This is a genomic window from Pseudomonas sp. TE3911, assembly GCF_054062775.1.
Window position 1 is genome coordinate 4,714,657 of sequence record NZ_JBSSFP010000001.1, and the last position, 17,895, is coordinate 4,732,551.

At 61.4% G+C, this 17,895-nt stretch carries 13 protein-coding genes; 7 read left to right on the top strand and 6 right to left on the bottom strand.

The genetic code is table 11. The features are described from left to right. Window positions 1-87: 87 nt before the first annotated feature. Window positions 88-381 (top strand): hypothetical protein, encoded by a 294-nt coding sequence (locus ACVWXD_RS21500; RefSeq protein WP_032887145.1) that lies wholly within the window; start codon window positions 88-90, stop codon window positions 379-381. Between the two features lie 120 nt (window positions 382-501). On the opposite strand, the gene ACVWXD_RS21505 is transcribed toward ACVWXD_RS21500, so the two are convergent. Continuing rightward, on the bottom strand, window positions 502-5,397 hold the full coding sequence (locus ACVWXD_RS21505) for an alpha-2-macroglobulin family protein (protein ID WP_457371308.1): 4,896 nt from the start codon (window positions 5,395-5,397) through the stop codon (window positions 502-504). 297 nt (window positions 5,398-5,694) lie between these two features. On the opposite strand from ACVWXD_RS21505, the gene ACVWXD_RS21510 reads away from it, so the two are divergent. Then, a complete protein-coding gene (locus ACVWXD_RS21510; protein ID WP_260367356.1) occupies window positions 5,695-7,032 on the top strand; it encodes an MATE family efflux transporter in 1,338 nt (445 codons plus the stop codon). A gap of 95 nt (window positions 7,033-7,127) precedes the next feature. Then, window positions 7,128-7,436, top strand: a complete 309-nt coding sequence (locus ACVWXD_RS21515) for a hypothetical protein (RefSeq protein ID WP_260367358.1) — start codon at window positions 7,128-7,130, stop codon at window positions 7,434-7,436. Window positions 7,437-7,457: 21 nt separating this feature from the next. Here the strand turns inward: ACVWXD_RS21515 and ACVWXD_RS21520 are convergent, their stop codons facing one another. The 5 genes from ACVWXD_RS21520 to ACVWXD_RS21540 form a co-directional block, all read right to left on the bottom strand. Further along, a complete protein-coding gene (locus ACVWXD_RS21520) occupies window positions 7,458-8,321 on the bottom strand; it encodes an alpha/beta hydrolase (RefSeq protein WP_260367359.1) in 864 nt (287 codons plus the stop codon). 121 nt (window positions 8,322-8,442) lie between these two features. Continuing rightward, window positions 8,443-10,356 (bottom strand): arginine decarboxylase, encoded by a 1,914-nt coding sequence (gene speA / locus ACVWXD_RS21525; protein ID WP_032887150.1) that lies wholly within the window; start codon window positions 10,354-10,356, stop codon window positions 8,443-8,445. Between the two features lie 142 nt (window positions 10,357-10,498). Continuing rightward, window positions 10,499-10,870: a translation initiation factor Sui1 gene (locus tag ACVWXD_RS21530; RefSeq protein ID WP_005784408.1), complete on the bottom strand. Its 372-nt coding sequence runs from the start codon at window positions 10,868-10,870 to the stop codon at window positions 10,499-10,501. A 179-nt stretch (window positions 10,871-11,049) separates the two neighbouring features. Next, a complete protein-coding gene (locus tag ACVWXD_RS21535; protein ID WP_032887152.1) occupies window positions 11,050-11,586 on the bottom strand; it encodes an NUDIX hydrolase in 537 nt (178 codons plus the stop codon). A gap of 2 nt (window positions 11,587-11,588) precedes the next feature. Further along, entirely contained in the window at window positions 11,589-12,656 is a 1,068-nt protein-coding gene (locus tag ACVWXD_RS21540) for a DUF2333 family protein (protein WP_032887153.1), read from the bottom strand. Window positions 12,657-12,955: 299 nt separating this feature from the next. Here ACVWXD_RS21540 and ACVWXD_RS21545 point away from each other — a divergent pair, with 299 nt between their 5' ends. From ACVWXD_RS21545 to accB, 4 genes are all read left to right on the top strand, one after another. After that, window positions 12,956-14,626, top strand: a complete 1,671-nt coding sequence (locus ACVWXD_RS21545) for a response regulator (protein WP_032887154.1) — start codon at window positions 12,956-12,958, stop codon at window positions 14,624-14,626. A 53-nt stretch (window positions 14,627-14,679) separates the two neighbouring features. After that, a complete protein-coding gene (locus ACVWXD_RS21550; RefSeq protein WP_032887155.1) occupies window positions 14,680-16,641 on the top strand; it encodes a methyl-accepting chemotaxis protein in 1,962 nt (653 codons plus the stop codon). A gap of 307 nt (window positions 16,642-16,948) precedes the next feature. Continuing rightward, on the top strand, window positions 16,949-17,404 hold the full coding sequence (gene aroQ, locus ACVWXD_RS21555) for a type II 3-dehydroquinate dehydratase (RefSeq protein ID WP_010213488.1): 456 nt from the start codon (window positions 16,949-16,951) through the stop codon (window positions 17,402-17,404). A 24-nt stretch (window positions 17,405-17,428) separates the two neighbouring features. Continuing rightward, window positions 17,429-17,890 (top strand): acetyl-CoA carboxylase biotin carboxyl carrier protein, encoded by a 462-nt coding sequence (gene accB, locus ACVWXD_RS21560; RefSeq protein ID WP_027607997.1) that lies wholly within the window; start codon window positions 17,429-17,431, stop codon window positions 17,888-17,890. Window positions 17,891-17,895: the final 5 nt, after the last annotated feature.

Here is a 17,895-nt window from a genome sequence, read left to right on the forward strand (position 1 = left end):
GGGCAAACCTCTATGCTGGTAGGGAACTAGCCTGTTGCATTAACAACCAAAGGCACAGACACGCCCACCTCTTATCAGGACATGCACATGCAGGTAGAAAGCTTTTTCGAATGGTTGGGCCAGGCGCTCGGTTCCATCATCCGTTTTATCGTCGACGGCCTCAGCGGATTATTCGGGGCCCTGACTCATGCCGGGGGCAACTTTGTCGAAGGCCTGTCCCGAACCTTGGGCATGGATACGTCGATTATCAGCATCATCACGCTGATCGTCGGCCTGATGCTGCTGTACTCGGCAGTACGCGCGTTTATGCGGGCGTCGATCATCATGGGGATTATCTGGCTGCTGCTGGGCCTTTGGCTGCTTAGTTGGGTCGTGCACTAAGCCAGGACGGTCAGCAATCGCCTGTGGGAGGGGGCTTGCTCCCGATAGCAGTGTTTCAGTCAATGCATCTGGCAACTGACCCACCGCTCTCGGGAGCAAGCCCCCTCCCACATTGCTTCTTCAACGACCCTTAATGACCAAGTCCACCGGGGTCTCTCCCACCGCCTGCCAGTTCGGTCGATACATGGACTCCACTTGCGGAGGCGGCACGCGATAGGTGCCCGGAGTCACCGCACGCGCCAGGTACAGCAGGTGCGTGGTGCCATCGCCGTCCAGGTTGATCGCCGCCACGTAGCGATCATCGCGGAACTCCTGATGCTTAAGCGCCGCATTCTGCATCGACTCGCGCCATTCCTTCACTTGGCTGCTGGCGTTTTCCAAGCTGGCGGCACTCTGGGCCAGGTTCTGGTTTTCCAGCTCCAGGCCCGCGGGCAGCAGGTCGACCACCAAGGCATCCGGTACACGCTGCTTGGCGCTGACCGCCAAGTGCACCAGCACCAGGTCGCCGCTATTGAGGTTGCGCAGGTTCAGCGGCTGGCCGTTCATGCCCAGGTATTCGCGGCGGATGCTCAGGTTGTCGCCACCCGGTGCCGGGGGCACTTGCGGGTAACCCGAGATCGTCAGTTGCTGGTACACCGGAGTTTCGCCCTGATTGCTCAGGCTCAGGTCGCTGGACAGCAGGTTGCCTTCCAGCGCCAACGTCGACTGCTGGTTGTTCAACTCGTGCACACCGCCGCTGCCGGTGAGGGACACTTGCCAGTTCGCCTCAGGCTTGGCAAACCCAAGCCGCCCCGCCAGAAACAGTGAATTGCGCTCCTGGGTCGACAGGTACGGGCTGGCAGCCAGTTGATCCGACAACGTGAACAGACGCTCCTCACGCTTGCCCTTGGCCAAGTCATTTTCTTCCAGCAACGCCAGGATCATCGCTTGGTCCCGCAGCGGGCTGCCGTAGTCGGCCAGCCATTCCTTGGCGCTACGTTGGGCTGCCAAGCCAGCCTGCAAGGCCTGGTCCGCGCGTGGCTGGTCGCCCATCTTCTGCAAGGCAATGGCCAACTGCACCAGCGGCAACCCGGAACGCGCATCGCTGCGCCGTTCGAAAATGCTGCGCAGCGCCCCCAGTGGCGCCTGCTGACTGCGCGCCAGCACCATGCCGGCGTAGGCCTGCACGGCGAAGCGTGTGTGTTCGGCGTTGTCGCTGTAGTCGACTTCGATCAGGTTGCGCTCCTGCACATACCGCAGCAGGCGCTCGCTGGCCTTTTTCAAGGCTTCAGGCGGCACGGCAAAACCCTGGTCGCGGGCGCGCAGCAGGAAGTCGGTGACGTAGGCCGTCAGCCAATATTCCTCTTCACCGTCAGCGCCCCACAAACCAAAACTGCCGTTGTAGCGCTGCATGCCCAGCAGGCGTTCAATGCCCAGCTCGATCTTGCGCTTGCGCTCGGCATCCGGCTCGCCCTTGATGCTCAGACGCTTGAGCAAGGCATCGTCAGCGTACAGCGACGGGTACAGGCCGCTGGCGGTTTGCTCCAGGCAACCATACGGGTAAGCCTTGAGCGCCGAGATCTGTGCGCCGAGGTTCAGCGGCGGCCGGCTCGACAGGCTCAAGAGCGCCTCGCGCCCGGAGGTGTCGAACTGATCCAGGGTGCCGGCTGGCAAACTCCAGGGTTCGCTTTTAAGCACTGCGCGGTAATGCTTGAGCAACGCGGGATAGGCCGGGCGCACGCCCAAGGTCCACTCACGGCTGAACGGCGGCAGGTTTTCACCCGGCAGATCCAGTCCGTTGACTGTCACTTTCACCTTGCCTTTGCCCAACCCGCCCCAGGCTTTCACCGGGATGCGCAGGGTGGTGCGCTGGCCTTGCTTGAGCTCAACGGTCTGCGCGGCAGTGTTGACCAATTCCAACTGCCCCTCGGCGCTCAATTGCACATCGAGTTTCTGCGCCTTGCCCGACAGGTTCGACAGGTCCAGGGCCAAGGTGGTCTGGTCACCGCCGGCGAGGAAGCGCGGCGCTGAAAGTTCAGCAATCAGCGGCGCAGCAATCACGGTCTTGGCTTCGGCCATGCCGTAACGGTCATCGCTCCAGGCTTGGGCCATCAGGCGCAACTCGCCGTTGAAGTCAGGGATATTGACGCTGACTTCACCCTCGCCTTTGTCGTTCAACGTCACCGGCGCGCTTTGCAGGGCGACGATGGTCACGCTGGTGTCCGGGCGCTTGCCGCCCTTGGCCAGCGCGGCGTCGCCACCGAACGCCAGGCTGGCCAAACGGCCCTGCCCGGCTTCGATCAACTGGCCGTAGATGTCGAATTGGTCCACGCCATAGGCCTTGCGGCCGAAGAGGCTGGAGTACGGATCGGGCGTCGGATACTCGGTGATATTGAGGATGCCCACGTCCACGGCGGCCACCAGCACATGCACCTGTTTCGGCACGCTGCCGTCGGCGTTTTTGGCGGCGATCTTCACCGTCAGCGGTTGTTTGGGGCGCATTTTTTCCGGCGCGCTGAGGGTCACGCCAAGCTTGCGCTGGGTGCGATCGAGCGGCAGATGCAGCAGGCCCACTGCGCGTTTGGGGGTGATGTTGGCTTTGCGCTCGCCGGGGCGAATCACCAGGGCGCTCACGTACAGGTCGTGGCGCGACCATTTCGGGTCGAGCTTCACGGCGAAGCTTTTGCCCTCGGCCGGTACGTCGATTTCCTGCCACCACAGCGGTCCTTCGGCGGACTCCACCAGCAAGTAGCCTTTACCGGCAGCGGGCGGCGTCACGGTGACGTTGGCGGTGTCGCCGTCGCCATAGGCCGGTTTATCCAGCGCCAGCTTGACCTGATCGGGCCGAACGGCGCCGCCTTCGGTGTTGTCCTGGGCCTGATAACCGGCCCAGAAACGCAGGCTGCTGATCAGCCCGGTCTGCGGGTCTTCGACTTCGACGCGGTACGGCCCCCACTCCACTTGGAAGCTGACCTTGGCGGCGTCGCCAGCTTTGATATTCAGGGTCTGTTCGTCGAGGTTGAGGAATTTCTCGTTGTAGTGGTAACTCCAGCCGTCATTGTCGGAGTAGTTCCAGTAATAGTCGCGGCGCTCGCGCACCAGGCGCACCTTAAGGTTTTGCGCGGCGAGTTTCTGCCCGTCCTGATTGGCCAGCAGCACTTCGAATTCCGCCGGGCCATCACCATTGGTTTCGGTGCCGTCAAACAGCCCGCGCAGGCCCGGCAGTTGCTCGGCCGGCCAAATCGGTTGCACCAGGCGACGGGTGATCGGCCGACCGCCCGACTCTTGCAGGCTGGCCTGCACGATCAGTTGCAAGGGGGATTTAGCTTCGGCCCATTTGCTTTCGAGGGTCAGTTTTTCCTGGCCCTTGGCGTCGAGGACGCTTTCGTCCAGTTCGAAATCCTGGCTCAGTTCTTCTTCGGTGACCGAGCCGAACTGATAACCAGGGAGCGACTTGACCGCTTCGCGCAGCGGCCGCACATACACTTGCCCGCTGACCCGATTACCCGACGCAGGCGCGCCGTACAGGTAACGACCGTTAATCTGGATGACCGGGTTATCCGCCGGGCTCAGCGCCGTGTCGCTGCCCTTGAGTTCCAACGCCAGGCGCTCGGGCAGGAAGTCTTCGACGAGGAATTCATACAGCTGCGGTTTACCGTCACCCAGGTCGAACACCAACTGCCAGCGCCCGGTCGGTGCTTCGCCGGCCAGTTGCAGTTGATATTGATACAGGCCGGATGCGTCAGCATCCCACACGAATTTGCGGCTGACCTGTTCATCCGGGCGACGTACCTCGACGCTCACCGGTTGCGGCTTGACGGCGTTGCCGTCCTTGTCGCGCAGCAGGGCGTTGAGCAGCACGGTTTCGCCGGGGCGATACAGGTCGCGTGGGCCGAACACAAAAAACTGCAACGGGTGCGAGGGTTGGCCGCCGATGTCGAACTCGGCAAGGTCCATCGCGGCGCTGTCGAGGCGCAACAGGCTGGTCTGTTCGCCCTGCTTGGCGAGCAAGACCTGGGCCTTTTTCGGCAACGGCAACTCAGCGTGGCCGCCCTTCTCGGTCTTACCCTGGCCCAACACGCGGCCATCGGCATCGAGCACTTCCAGGTCCACGCCATCGAGCGCCTTGCCGCCTTCCAGCGCCTGGGTAAACACATCCAGGCGATTGGCATAGCGGTGCACCGACAGCCCGATATCACTCAGGGTAAACAGCGTCGCCGGTTGCGAATAGTTGTAGGTGCCCGACGCGCGCATCACCGCCAGGTACACGCCCGGTTGTTGCAATTGCTTGAGGCCGGCGATCGGCAGCAACAGGGTTTCGCGGGTGTTGCGCGCCGGATTGAGGTCGAAACGGCCGCCGTAGACCAGATCCGCCAGCGGCAGCAGTTCGCGGGATTCATAACTTTGCAGGCTGGTGTTGCGCCCCCACTGCGCCAGGAATGACGGTAGGGATTCAGGCTTGATGCGGAAGAATTCAACGTCGATTTTGTCGACGTTCAGCGCGATCACCGGCAGGCCCTCAGCGAGGCGCGTCGGCAGCAAGGTGCCACGGCTGGCAAAGCCGACAGTGGCTTGCAGGTCACGGGTTTCCAGGCGGGCGATGTACTCGGCGGCGAGCGTATTGTCGTTGACCGCCTTTACACCGGCGTCGACCGTCAGCACCAGTTTGCGTTGCGGCTCAAGGTGGCGCAGGCGCAGCTCCATCAGGTTATCCGAGAGCTCCCAGGCGCCATCGACCTTGCCCGACTTGCTGTCCACCAGATGGAGCTTGTCGGCGAATGTCTGATCGGGGTCCAAGGGAATGGAAAAACTCACCGACAAGGTGCTGGCCCCGTCCAACTGAACCTCGGACACGTCCACCACGCTCAACTCACGCCCGGCGTAGCGCTGCTTGAGCGCTGGTACATCCACCGCCGCCTTGGCCGGTTTCGGCGCTGCCGCCACTGTAGGCGCGGGCGGCGTAGCCGGTTTATCGGAGGAATCGCAGGCGCTCAGCAGGGCCAGCGCGCAGGCCAGGAACAATCCTTTGTTAAGCATGGGGCACTCGTAGTCAGAGGGAACCGAGGGGTGAACTATATATCAGTGCCGGCGAAGCCGATGTGGCGCTGGTCACATTGACCGACGGAGGGTGGTTTGGTTCTCGATCGGCTCAAGCCAAGCCAGTTCCCACACCCACTGGAGATCAAACTGTGGGAGGGGGCTTGCTCCCGACAGCAGTGGGTCAGCTACAGATAGGCTGGCTGATCTATTGCTATCGGAGGCAAGCCCCCTCCCACATTGGTTCTGCTGCGTAGCTACTGGACGGTTACAATGCCGCTCCCCCAAGGAGCCTGCATGCCCACCTTACTCACCGACTGGCGCCACCGCCCTACCCATCGACGCGTCTGGGCCCTTGCCGCGCCAATGATTCTGTCGAACATCTCGGTGCCGCTGGTAGCCCTGGTCGACAGCATGGTCATCGGCCACCTGCCCCATGCCCATCAACTGGGCGCCGTGGCCGTCGGGGCCAGCCTGTATACCTTTCTCGCGTGGGCCATGGGTTTTCTGCGCATGGGCTCTACCGGTTTTGCCGCGCAGGCTGCAGGGCGTAATGACGGGGCGGCACTGCGGCAAATCCTGCTGCAAGGTCTGTTGCTGGCACTGGGGCTGGCGATGCTGCTGGGCACCGTGGGCATCCCCCTGAGCCACCTCGCCCTGGAATGGATGCAGCCCTCCCCCGAGCTGAATCAGCTCACACGCGACTTCTTCCACACGCGCCTGTTCGGCCTGCCCGCAGCCCTGGCCACTTATGCGCTGGTCGGCTGGTTCCTCGGCACACAGAACGCCCGTGCGCCGCTGGCAATTCTGCTGACCACTAACCTGGTGAATATCGCTCTCAACCTGTGGTTCGTACTCGGTTTGGATTGGGGGGTCGTCGGGTCAGCGAGAGCGTCTGTCATCGCCGAATGGACCGGCGCCCTGCTCGGCCTGGCGCTCACACAAAAGGCCATGCGCGCCTATCCAGGCCATATCGCTTGGGCCGCGTTGAAAGTGTGGCAAAGCTGGCGCCCATTGCTGGCCGTCAACCGCGACATCTTTATCCGCAGCCTGGCGCTGCAATCGGTGTTTTTCATGATCACGGTGCAAGGCGCGCGGCTGGGGGATGCCACCGTTGCTGCCAATGCCTTGCTGCTTAACGGCCTGCTGCTGACGGCGCATGCGCTGGACGGTCTGGCCCACGCGGTCGAAGCCCTCTGCGGCCACGCCATCGGCGCCCGCGACCGCCAGTCGCTGCACCGCTCATTGGTGGTCGCCGGTGGCTGGTCGCTGATCGCCAGCGTCGGGTTTGCGCTGCTGTTCAGCTTTGCCGGGCACCTGTTTATCGCCATGCAGACCGATATCCCCAGCGTGCGCGACACCGCTGACACCTACCTGCCTTACCTGGCGCTGCTGCCACTGATTGCGGTGTGGAGTTACCTGCTGGACGGTCTGTTTATCGGCGCCACCCGCGCGCGAGAAATGCGCAATGGGATGCTACTGACGGTGCTGCTCAGCTTGCCGTTCGCCTGGGCGCTGCAAGGTTTGGGCAATCACGGACTGTGGATCACTTTTCTACTGTTCATGGCCCTGCGCAGCCTGACACTGGGGGTCATCACCTGGCAGCTCAAACGCCAGGGGCAATGGTTAAGCTGACCCCACCTGTGAGTTCTGACAGGTTACAAACCGACATTGCAGGGGTTGAATGGCCAGGGGCGTTCCCCCTTTCATACATGCATGGAGAGTCGGATATGAACATCAGAAACCCCCTGTGGATTGCTGCGGCCTGCACGCTGGCCACACTCGCTGGATGCACCAATGGGCAAGGCCCTAGCAACATCAACGGCGTACAACGATTCGAAAACAAGACGGCGGTCGAGATGGTGGTTACCCAAGCCACGGATATACACGCACTCGCGCCGGGGCAGTCGCTTGACCTGCCAATCAACAGCAGAGATGTCACCGTAGCGCGACGCAACAGCGTAGGAGAAATGCAGCGAGTGACTCTGCGTTACAATCCGGGCACGTGTTCGGTCGCGCTCTGCATTGACATCCGCTGACCGCTCCCAGTCCTGATTAGCCTACTGGCCGGGGGTAGACTCAATAAACCCCGTCACCCGCTCCAGCACCGGCGCCAGCCAGCGCAGTGGCTTGGCGAACGACGCCACCAATGTCGCGTGGCTGGTGCGGGTGAAAGAGTCCACCTCGACCGGCACCCCAACTTCACGCAGCTTTTTCGCCAGGCCACCGGTATTGCGCGTGGGGTTGACCAGGTCGTCGTCGATCGAAGCGATCAACAGGCTCGGCGGCGCCGCGGCACTTACATGATTGATCGGCTGGGAATCGGGCGGCGAATCTGGGAAGAAGAACACCGGTTTGACTTCAGGGTTTTCAATCGGCAGAAAGTCATAAGGCCCGGCCAGGCCGATCCAGCCTTTGAAGATAGCCGGGGTCAGACCCACGCCTTGCAGCCAGCGTGCGTCCAGCGCCAGCATCGCGGCGTTATAGGCGCCGGAGCTATGGCCCATCACATAGAGCTGCCTGGGGTCTGCGCCATATTCGGCGATGTGCTCAACGGTCCAGGCCACCGCTTTGGCGCCATCCTGGAGGAATGCGGGGTAACGCACTTGCGGGTACAGCCGGTAATCGGCGATCACCGCCACAATGCCGCGCGAGGCCAGGGCTTCGCCGACAAACGCGTAGTCGGCCTTGGCGCCGCTGTTCCAGCTGCCGCCGTAGAAAAACACCACCACAGGCGCTTTCGGCGCAGCATTGGCCGGGCGGTAGATATCGAGTTTCTGGCGGGGATCATCGCCGTAGGCGATGGAGGATGTCTTAGTGAAGGTACTGGAGGGCGTGAGTGCGTTGAGCACCTTGATGGGCGAGCAGGCCGACAGGAATGCCGCGACGGCCAGGGTAAATGCTTGCAGAAATTTGCTCGACATTGCTTACCTCTACATCGCACCGCATCCACTGTAGGAGCCGGCTTGCCGGCGATGAGGCCCTTGAGACTTGCATGGGTTTCAAGGACGCCATCGCCGGCAAACAGGCTCCTACGGGGTGTTGTCAGGAGGAAAGGTACGAAGAACGCGTCAGGCCCAAACGCAACGCGTCCAGGAACTGAGTACGCTCCGACGCGCTGATCTTCGCGCTCGCACACTTGTCACGGTAGTGAGTCATCAACTCCTCCGGCGACAAGTGCACGTAGCGCAGCATGTCTTCGATAGTGTCGTGTGTCTCGATCCCGGCGCTGTACACCGAACCGTCTTCACGCTGGTAGATGTTCACCGAATCGGTGTCACCGAACAGGTTGTGCATGTCGCCCAGGATTTCCTGATAGGCGCCGACCAGGAAGATACCCAACAGGTAGTCTTCACCTTCGTTCAGGGCGTGTACCGGCAGGCTGGTCTCGATGCTCTGCTCGTCGACGTACTGCTTGATCTTGCCGTCGGAGTCGCAGGTCAGGTCTTGCAGCACGGCGCGGCGCAGCGGCTCTTCGTCGAGACGGTGCAGCGGCAGGATCGGCAGTACCTGGCCGATGGCCCAGGTGTCCGGCAGGCTCTGGAATACCGAGAAGTTGCAGATGTACTTGTCGGCCAGCTTGTCGTTGAGTTCGTCCAGCACTTGGCGGTGCGAGCGCTGGCGGGCTTTGAGCGAGTTGTGCAGACGGCGGCACACCGCGAAGTAGCACTGTTCGGCCAGGGCTTTTTCGGCCAGGGTCAGTTTGCCGTCGGCGTACTGGGTGGCCACGTCGCTCATGTAGTGAGTGGCGCGCCAGTAGGTTTCGGTGACCATCTCGATATCGGTCGGACCCAGCAGGTCCACCAGCCATTGCACGGTTTCCGGCAGGCTTTCCTTGTTTTCGATGACCGGGATTTCGTCGTTGTGTTTCTCGACGTCGGTCACCTGCACCACCAGCATGGCGTGGTGAGCAGTCAGGGAACGACCGCTTTCGGAGAAGATATTCGGGTGCGGCAGGCTCTGCGCGTCGCAGAACTCCTTGAGCATGCCCACGACCACGCCGGCGTAGTCGTCCATGTCGTAGTTGATCGAGCTAGCGTTACGCGAGTGGGTACCGTCGTAGTCGACGCCCAGGCCGCCGCCCACGTCGATGTGGTCCACCGGCAGGCCGAGGTTGCGCAGTTCGCCGTAGTAACGAATGGCTTCCTTGAACCCGTGCTGGTAATCGGCCAGGTTGGCGATCTGCGAGCCCATGTGGAAGTGCAGCAAGCGAATGCCCTGGTCCAGCCCGGCCGCGCGGAAGCGCTCAACCACGGACAACAGCTGCGCCGCCGACAAACCGAACTTGGACTTCTCGCCACCGGTGTCTGCCCATTTGCTCGACGCCAGGGACGACAACCGCACACGCAGGCCAACCTGTGGCTTGACCTTGAGGTTGGCAGCCTCTTCGATCACCAGGCCGACTTCGGATTCTTTCTCGATCACGATAAACACGTTGTGACCGAGCTTCTGGCCCATCAGCGCAAGGCGGATGAACTCACGGTCTTTGTAACCGTTGCAGACGATGGTGCCGCCCTTCGGCGCCAGGGCCAGTACGGCCAGCAGCTCAGGCTTGGAGCCGGCTTCAAGGCCGATAGACACGTCCTGAGTGGCGATGATGTTCTCGATCACCGCTTCCTGCTGGTTCACTTTGATGGGGTACAGCGCGGTGTACTTGCTCTGGTATTCCAGGCGCTCGATGTTGGCGTCGAAGGCGCCGGTCAACTGGCGTACACGGTCTTGCAGGATGTCAGGGAAGCGCACCAGCAACGGTAACGACAGGCCGCTTTTGCGCAACTGGTCGACTTGCTCGAAGAGATCGACAGGCGTGCTGTTCGGGCCGTTCGGACGGACTTCAACGCGACCGGCGTCATTGATCGCGAAATACCCGGCCCCCCAATGGCGGATCCCGTAAACACTGCGGCTGTCCGCAACTGTCCATTGGCTGCCATCGTCTTTGCGTGTGCGTCGTACGGACATCGAAGTCCCCTATAAATGAAGGCGAAGGCGCCACCTCTCAGGGAGGCTGGCGCAGTCTAAAGAATGAAAATGACGATTTGCCTGTAAGGAAGGTAGACCCCACTCGCAGGACAGAGTTTAGACACAGGTTGGGAAGAGGCTGTCAGCCGCCGGACTTCTTGGCCTTGTAACCGAGCTTGATCAGCTCGGCCAACAGCAGTTCGACGTGATCGCCCTGGATCTCGATGACGCCGTCTTTCAACGCGCCACCGGTGCCACAACGCTTTTTCAGCGTGGTAGCCAGTTCCTTGAGCGCATCTTCAGCCAGGGGCACGCCGGTGATAGTCGTCACCGTCTTGCCGCCACGGCCCTTGCTCTCGCGTCTCACGCGGGCAATACCGTCGCCTTCAGGGATCAGGGTCTGTTTGCAGGTACACGAATCCACGGGCTGACGACAGTCCGGGCAGTGTCGACCTGCATCGGTGGAAAATACCAGGCCACCAAGGGCGGCGAAGGATGCGGCTTTTTTGGCCACCGGCAATCCTCTTGGGAGGATGAAGACTGATCGGCGCGCTCAAGCACGACCGACCGCGAAGCCCCACTCAGGCAGGGGCAGCGCTACCGAACCGCCAAGGTGGCTCGGGTGAAAAGTCGCGCAGTGTAACGGCAAAAGGCCGACTTGCTAAGGGCCAAATGGCGCCAATTTATGCAACTTTAGCGACGCGAGGCCAGATAGCGGCGCAAGCCCTCTTGTGCGTCCGGGCAGTAGGGCTTTTGTTCGGCCTCCTGCAGGACAATTTCGATGGGCAAAAAGCGCGCTTCCATGACTTCTTCGGGCTGCAACCGCAGGGGGCCATCCCACACGGCGGAATAGGATCTGCACCAGAGCCGGTTGTTACCGTCCTCGAAGTAGAAATGATCATGCTCGACCAATTCCACCCCGCCCACACCCAGTTCTTCCTCCAGCTCACGCGCTGCAGAGTCGGCGTACTCTTCCCCGGCCGCCACCATGCCGCCGGCCGCCGTATCCCAAAATCCTGGGTACATGGCTTTGCTCAGGGTACGCCGGTGCACACACAGCTCGCCGGCAGAGTTGAACAGGAAGATAAACGTGCAGCGGCCAATCAGGCCGCGCTGGCGAAGGTCGGACCTGACGAGGGTGCCGAGCAGGTTGTCCTGCTCGTCGACCCAGCAAATCAGTTCAGCATCGGAAGCCGCACGGTGCGCGGCCTCCTGTTGAGAAGCGTCCATCATCAACCCTGGTTAAGCAACTGACGCAGATCAATCACCGCAGCGTTGGCCCGCGAGATGTAGTTGGCCATCACCAGCGAGTGGTTCGCCAGTACGCCGAAGCCGCTGCCGTTGAGGATCATCGGGCTCCAGACAGGTTCTTGGGAGGCTTCCAGCTCACGGATGATCTGGCGCACGCTGACCGTGGCGTTTTTCTTGGCCAGTACGTCGGCGAAGTCAACTTCGATAGCGCGCAGCAGATGGGACAGTGCCCATGCCTGGCCACGGGCTTCGTAGAACACGTTGTCGATCTGCATCCATGGGGTTTCCACCACTTCTTCGTCGACCTGCGGCACTTCACCCGGTGCCAGGGCTTCGGTTTTCAGTGCGGTGTTCAATTTGACCCGGCCCACGCTGGCCGACAGGCGTTGGGACAACGAACCCAGACGGGTAGCAACATCACCCAGCCAGTTGTTCAGGTTGTCGGCACGCGAATAGAACAGTGCGCCGCGTTGGTTGGGGTCGGACAGGCGCGCTTCATAGCGGTTCAGGGAGTTGATGCCTTCCTGATACTCCGACTCGCTCGATGGCAGCACCCAGCTCTTGTTGTCGAAGTTGAAGCGCGGCTCGGCCTTCGCCAAGTCGGCGTCTTCAGCCGACTGCGACTGGGAACGGGCGAAATCTTTACGCAAGGCACGGGTCAGGTCGCGCACTTGCACCAGCACGCCGTATTCCCAGCTCGGCATGTTGTCCATCCACAGGCCCGGCGGGAAACGGTCGTTGGAAATATAGCCACCTGGCTTGTTCAGCAAGGTGCCGACCACGGTCTTGAGGGTTTCGACGGTGGTATAGCCCACCACCATCTGCTTGCCTTCTTTCTCGGCAGCAATTTGCGCGTTCTGCTGGACCGGGAACAGCGCCGGCTCTTCGCTCCAGTACCAACCAAGGGCACCTGTGACCAACAGGTACAAGCCAAGCACGCTAAGCAGCGCCCGACTCATCAGCAGGGTACGAAAATAGCTGCGGTTGGCCGACTTTGGCTCAGGGGCGGGGCCTTTGGCACTGCCTGCGCGGTTTTTCCAGTCCAGCATGGCGATATCCTTTCAATCACTTGAGTTCATGCACTTGAATTGACGGCGTGCGTTCAAACACTCCGACCACAACCCTACCCCATCGTGCCCGCCCATGCGGGGCTTTTCACCAAACTGGCGCGCGGGAAGCATTCGACTATAAAGGATGCACGCGTTTTACGCTGTGCGACTGTTAGGTCATTAACTGAATATCGCCGACATGCAGTTAATTGACATATGACACTCATCCCGCTGACAAGAGGTGCTAGCATAGAGCCATCAGTTCGACCTCAGCATGCACCCTTACTAGTAGTCAGGATATGACCGAGCCAGAAGACCCCAGCCGTGAGCGTCTCAAGCAGCATTTTGCCCAGCGGGTAATTCATCAGGCACGTCAAATTCTTGAGATCTGGCAGCGCCTGCAACGCAGCGAATGGTCAGGCGCCGACCTCTCAGAACTCAGTGAGGCCAACCTGCGCCTGCTGCGCTTCGCTGAGCGTTTTGAGCAACCCGAACACGGCCAGTTGGCACGCAACATCGGTGAATCACTCAAAGCTGTTGATGAAAATCGTGGCCGCCTGAGCAGCCAACTGATCACCGAACTCAATCGCTTGATGCAGCGCCTGTCCCGCACCGGCCTGCGCCAGGGCGACCAGCTGGAACAAACCTTCCTGCCGCCGATGCGCAAGCCGATCTACGTGATGCTGGCCGATCACGACCGCGCTGAGCGCCTGGCCAAGCAGCTGGAATTTTTTGGCATGAGCGCCCAATCCCTGGACAGCGTGGCAGCGTTTCGCGCGTCCATGGCCGAGCGCCTGCCGTCGGCAATCGTGATGGACGTGGATTTCTGCGGCCCAGGCCTGGGCCTCAAGCTCGCTGCCGAAGCCCAGGAAGGCCTGGAGCAAAAGCTGCCGCTGTTATTTTTCAGCCTGCACGAAACCGATACCCCGACCCGCCTGGCAGCCGTGCGCGCCGGTGGCCAGGAGTTTTTGACCGGCACACTGGAAGCCTCCAGCCTGCTGGAAAAAATCGAAGTGCTGACCTGCGTCGCCCAGTACGAGCCCTATAAAGTGCTGATCATCGACGACTCGCGCGCCCAGGCGCTGCACACCGAGCGCTTACTCAACAGCGCCGGGATCGTCACCCGCACCTTGATTGAGCCGATCCAGGCCATGGCGGAACTGGCGGACTTCCAGCCCGACCTGATCATCCTCGACATGTACATGCCCGCCTGCACCGGCACCGAACTGGCCAAGGTGATCCGCCATAACGACCGCTATGTGAGCGTGCCGATCATTTACTTGTCGGCCGAAGACGACCTCGACAAGCAATTGGATGCGATGAGCGAAGGCGGTGACGACTTCCTCACCAAGCCGATCAAACCGCGCCACCTGATCACCACCGTGCGCAACCGCGCCGCCCGCGCCCGCCACCTCAAGGCGCGAATGGTGCGCGACAGCCTGACCGGGCTGTACAACCACACCCATATCCTGCAATTGCTCGAAGACTGCAGCTTCCGCGCGCGCCGCGAGAACAAGCCGCTGAGCTTTGCCATGCTCGACATCGACCACTTCAAGCGCGTGAATGACAGTCACGGCCACCCGATGGGCGACCGCGTGATCAAGAGCCTGGCGCTGTTTCTCAAGCAGCGTTTGCGCAAGACCGACTACATCGGGCGCTACGGCGGTGAAGAATTCGCCATCGTGATGCCCGACACCGACCTGGAGTCGGCCTGCAAGGTGCTGGATGAAATCCGCGGGCGCTTTGCCGAAATCCACTATCCGGCACAACCCCAGGACTTGTGGTGCACTTTCAGCGCCGGGCTGGTTGAGTTGTGCGACGGCTCCGACAGCCTGATGATGGCCGCCCAGGCCGACGAGGCGCTGTATCGCGCCAAGCATGCCGGACGCAACCGTGTGCAAGCCGCGCGCGCATCAAAGCAAAGTGCCACCTTTTCACCGGAATCCACTGATTCCGTCATAACGCTGTAATGAAAACGCAATAACTTCAGGCACTTACCTTTTGCTGTCGGTTGAAACCACGCATGCGCCTGAAGCTGCTGACCAATCTCAATACCCTTCTTCTGGTGGCCGTGTGCCTGGCACTTGGGGCGACGCTGTGGTGGTCGCAGCGGGCGCTTGAACGGCCGTATTTGCTGATGGAGCGCTACCTGGGGTTGTCCCAGACGTTCCAAAACCAAGCTGCGCGCAATATCGACGAGTACCTGGCGAGCGGCGACGCCCTGCGCCTGAGCAGCGCCAGCCAAAGCCTGGAAAACCTGCTGCAACATCTGGATGAATTGCCCGCTGATCTGGCGCAGAACCTGCGCCCCAGCCTGGTGGCCCTGGATGCATTCAGCAAGACCGACTTGCTGGCCGCCGGCAAGCTGGCCGGCGACCCACAAGCGTTGCTGCTGCAAGCAGAGCGCGAATTGGGCGCCAATCTGGACCAGTTGAGCCAGTACGCCATCAGCGTCAATTCCCCTGAAGCCGCACGCTACTTGCCGCCACTGCTGACCGCGTCCCAGCACCTGGGCAGGTTGTCCCTGGCCCGCGACAAGCTGGTGAGCAGCGGGCGCGCGGAGTTGGCCGATGATGTTGAGCGCGAAGTCGCCAATATTCGCGCCCAAGCCGACGTACTGGGGCAACTGCCATTGCTTGGCGTCAAAGCCAGCAGCGAGTCCAACACCGATGATTTTTCCGCCTTGATGGGCCTGGAAAACACTGAAAAAACCGAAGCCCAGGACACCGGCGTCGACCTCAAGCGCGAGCTCAACAGCCTGCTGACCCGCTACCCCGCCGAACTCAAGCGCACCCGCGAACAGATCCAGCAACGCGCCGACCTGGCCGCCAGCACCCACCAGAAGATCAACGCCGTGCAACAGGCCATCGCTGGGCTTGAACCTGTCGTACGCGCACAACATGGGCTCATCCAAGGCGAAGTACGCCTGATGCAAGGGGTGATGATCGGCCTGATCCTGCTGATCGCGCTGTTGATCGACACCCTGCAACGCCGCTTGGCACGGGTGCTGACCAATCTGGCACCCGCCCTATCCACCTGGGCCGAAGGCAACTTCAGCCAGCCGATCGCACTGGGCAAGACCAACCGCGAACTGCGCGACATTGAAGCCTCTCTGAACCGTTTGCGCGCTTACTTGGTGGACTTGGTGGGCACCATTCGCGGCAATGCCGAAGAAGTGGCCGGCAGCAGCCGCGCCCTCGCCGAACTGAGCAGCGGCCTGCATGACGGCGCTGAACGCCAGGCGGGCGACACGGCGCAAATCCGCGACTCCCTGGGCGAACTCGAAGCGACCATCCAACAGGTCGCCGGCGATGCGAGCCAAGCCGCCAGCGCCAGCCGCAGCGCGGGCCAGGCGGTGGAACAAGGCCAGCGGGTGATCGGCCTGAGCCTGACCGGTTTGCATGCGTTGGTCGGCGAAGTGCAGCAAAACGCGCAGATGATCGAGAAACTTGCTGAAGAGTCCGCCACCATCGGCGGCGTGCTCACCGTTATTCGCTCGATTGCCGACCAGACCAACTTGCTGGCACTCAACGCCGCCATCGAAGCCGCCCGCGCCGGGGAGGCCGGACGTGGATTTGCTGTGGTCGCGGACGAAGTACGTACCCTCGCCCAGCGCACCGCCGGCGCCACCGCCGAAATCCAGGGTTTGATCACCGGCCTGCAAAACGCCGCCCACCAGTCAGTGGAGGGCATGCGCGCCCAGGTCGAACACGCCGAATCCACCGCCCAGCAAGCTCAAGCGGCTGACGGCGCGCTGGATGAAATCGTCGGGGCAATCCAGACCATTTCCGACACTGCTGTGCGGATTGCCGATGTGACGGCGCAGCAGAGTGGTGCGGTGAGCGAGATTCGCGATAACAGTGAGCGAATTCATCAGTTGGGTGAGGATAATTTGCTGCGCATCGGCCAAGGCCGAAGCCAGGGCGAGCACCTGTTGGTGCTGGGTGGGCAGCTCAATACCGCTGTGCAGGCGTTCCGCGTCTGACCTGCCCCATGCAGATCCAAAATCAAATGAAGATCAACATGTGGGAGGGGGCTTGCTCCCGATTGCGGTGTGTCAGTCTCAGCACCTGTAACTGATCCACCGCTATCGGGAGCAAGCCCCCTCCCACATTTGATCTCCACGGGATTCAAGGGCGTATTACCAATGACCAGATCTCGACCACCAGTCACAAATTTTGCGCAATCCTCGCTAATCGTGCTGCCTACTGCATAGAACTGGACAGTCACAAAGGCTTTGCGGCATAGTCGCCGGGTTCTGCCGTACTCCCATCAATAACAAGGAACAGCCGATGGCGACCCTACTGGTTCTTCACGGACCCAACCTGAACCTGCTCGGCACCCGCGAACCGGGCGTCTACGGGGCTGTGACCCTGGATCAGATCAACCTTGATCTGGAGCGACGGGCTCGTGAAGCTGGCCACCATCTGCTCTACCTGCAAAGCAATGCCGAGTACGAATTGATTGATCGCATCCACGCCGCGCGCGGCGAAGGTGTGGACTTCATCCTGATCAATCCCGCCGCTTTTACGCACACAAGTGTTGCATTACGTGACGCGCTGCTGGCGGTGAGCATCCCATTCATCGAAGTGCATTTATCGAACGTGCATAAACGCGAAGCTTTCCGCCATCACTCGTACTTCTCCGACGTAGCGGTAGGAGTGATCTGCGGCCTTGGCGCCAGCGGTTACCGACTGGCCCTGGAGGCCGCCCTGGAACAACTTGAACAACCGGCCAAGCGCCCCTGACCGACCCTTGGGAGTTGATGATTCATGGATATCCGTAAAGTTAAGAAACTGATCGAACTGCTGGAAGAATCCGGTATCGACGAGCTGGAAATCAAGGAAGGCGAAGAGTCCGTCCGGATCAGCCGCCACAGCAAGACCCCGGCCCAACAGTTCTACGCGCCACAGATGCAAGCACCGGCTCCGGCCGCTGCACCTGCTGCCGCGCCAGCCGCTGCCGCCGCACCTGCTGCCCCGGCCGCTCCTGCACTGAACGGCTTCGTGGTCAAATCGCCAATGGTCGGTACGTTCTACCGTACCCCGGCACCGACCTCGCCAGCCTTCGTTGAAGTCGGCAAGACTGTGAAAGTGGGCGACACCATCTGCATCGTTGAAGCGATGAAAATGATGAACCACATCACCGCTGAAAAAGCCGGCGTCATCGAATCCATCCTGGTAGAAAACGGTCAGCCGGTTGAGTACGACCAGCCGCTGTTCACCATCGTTTGAACCGC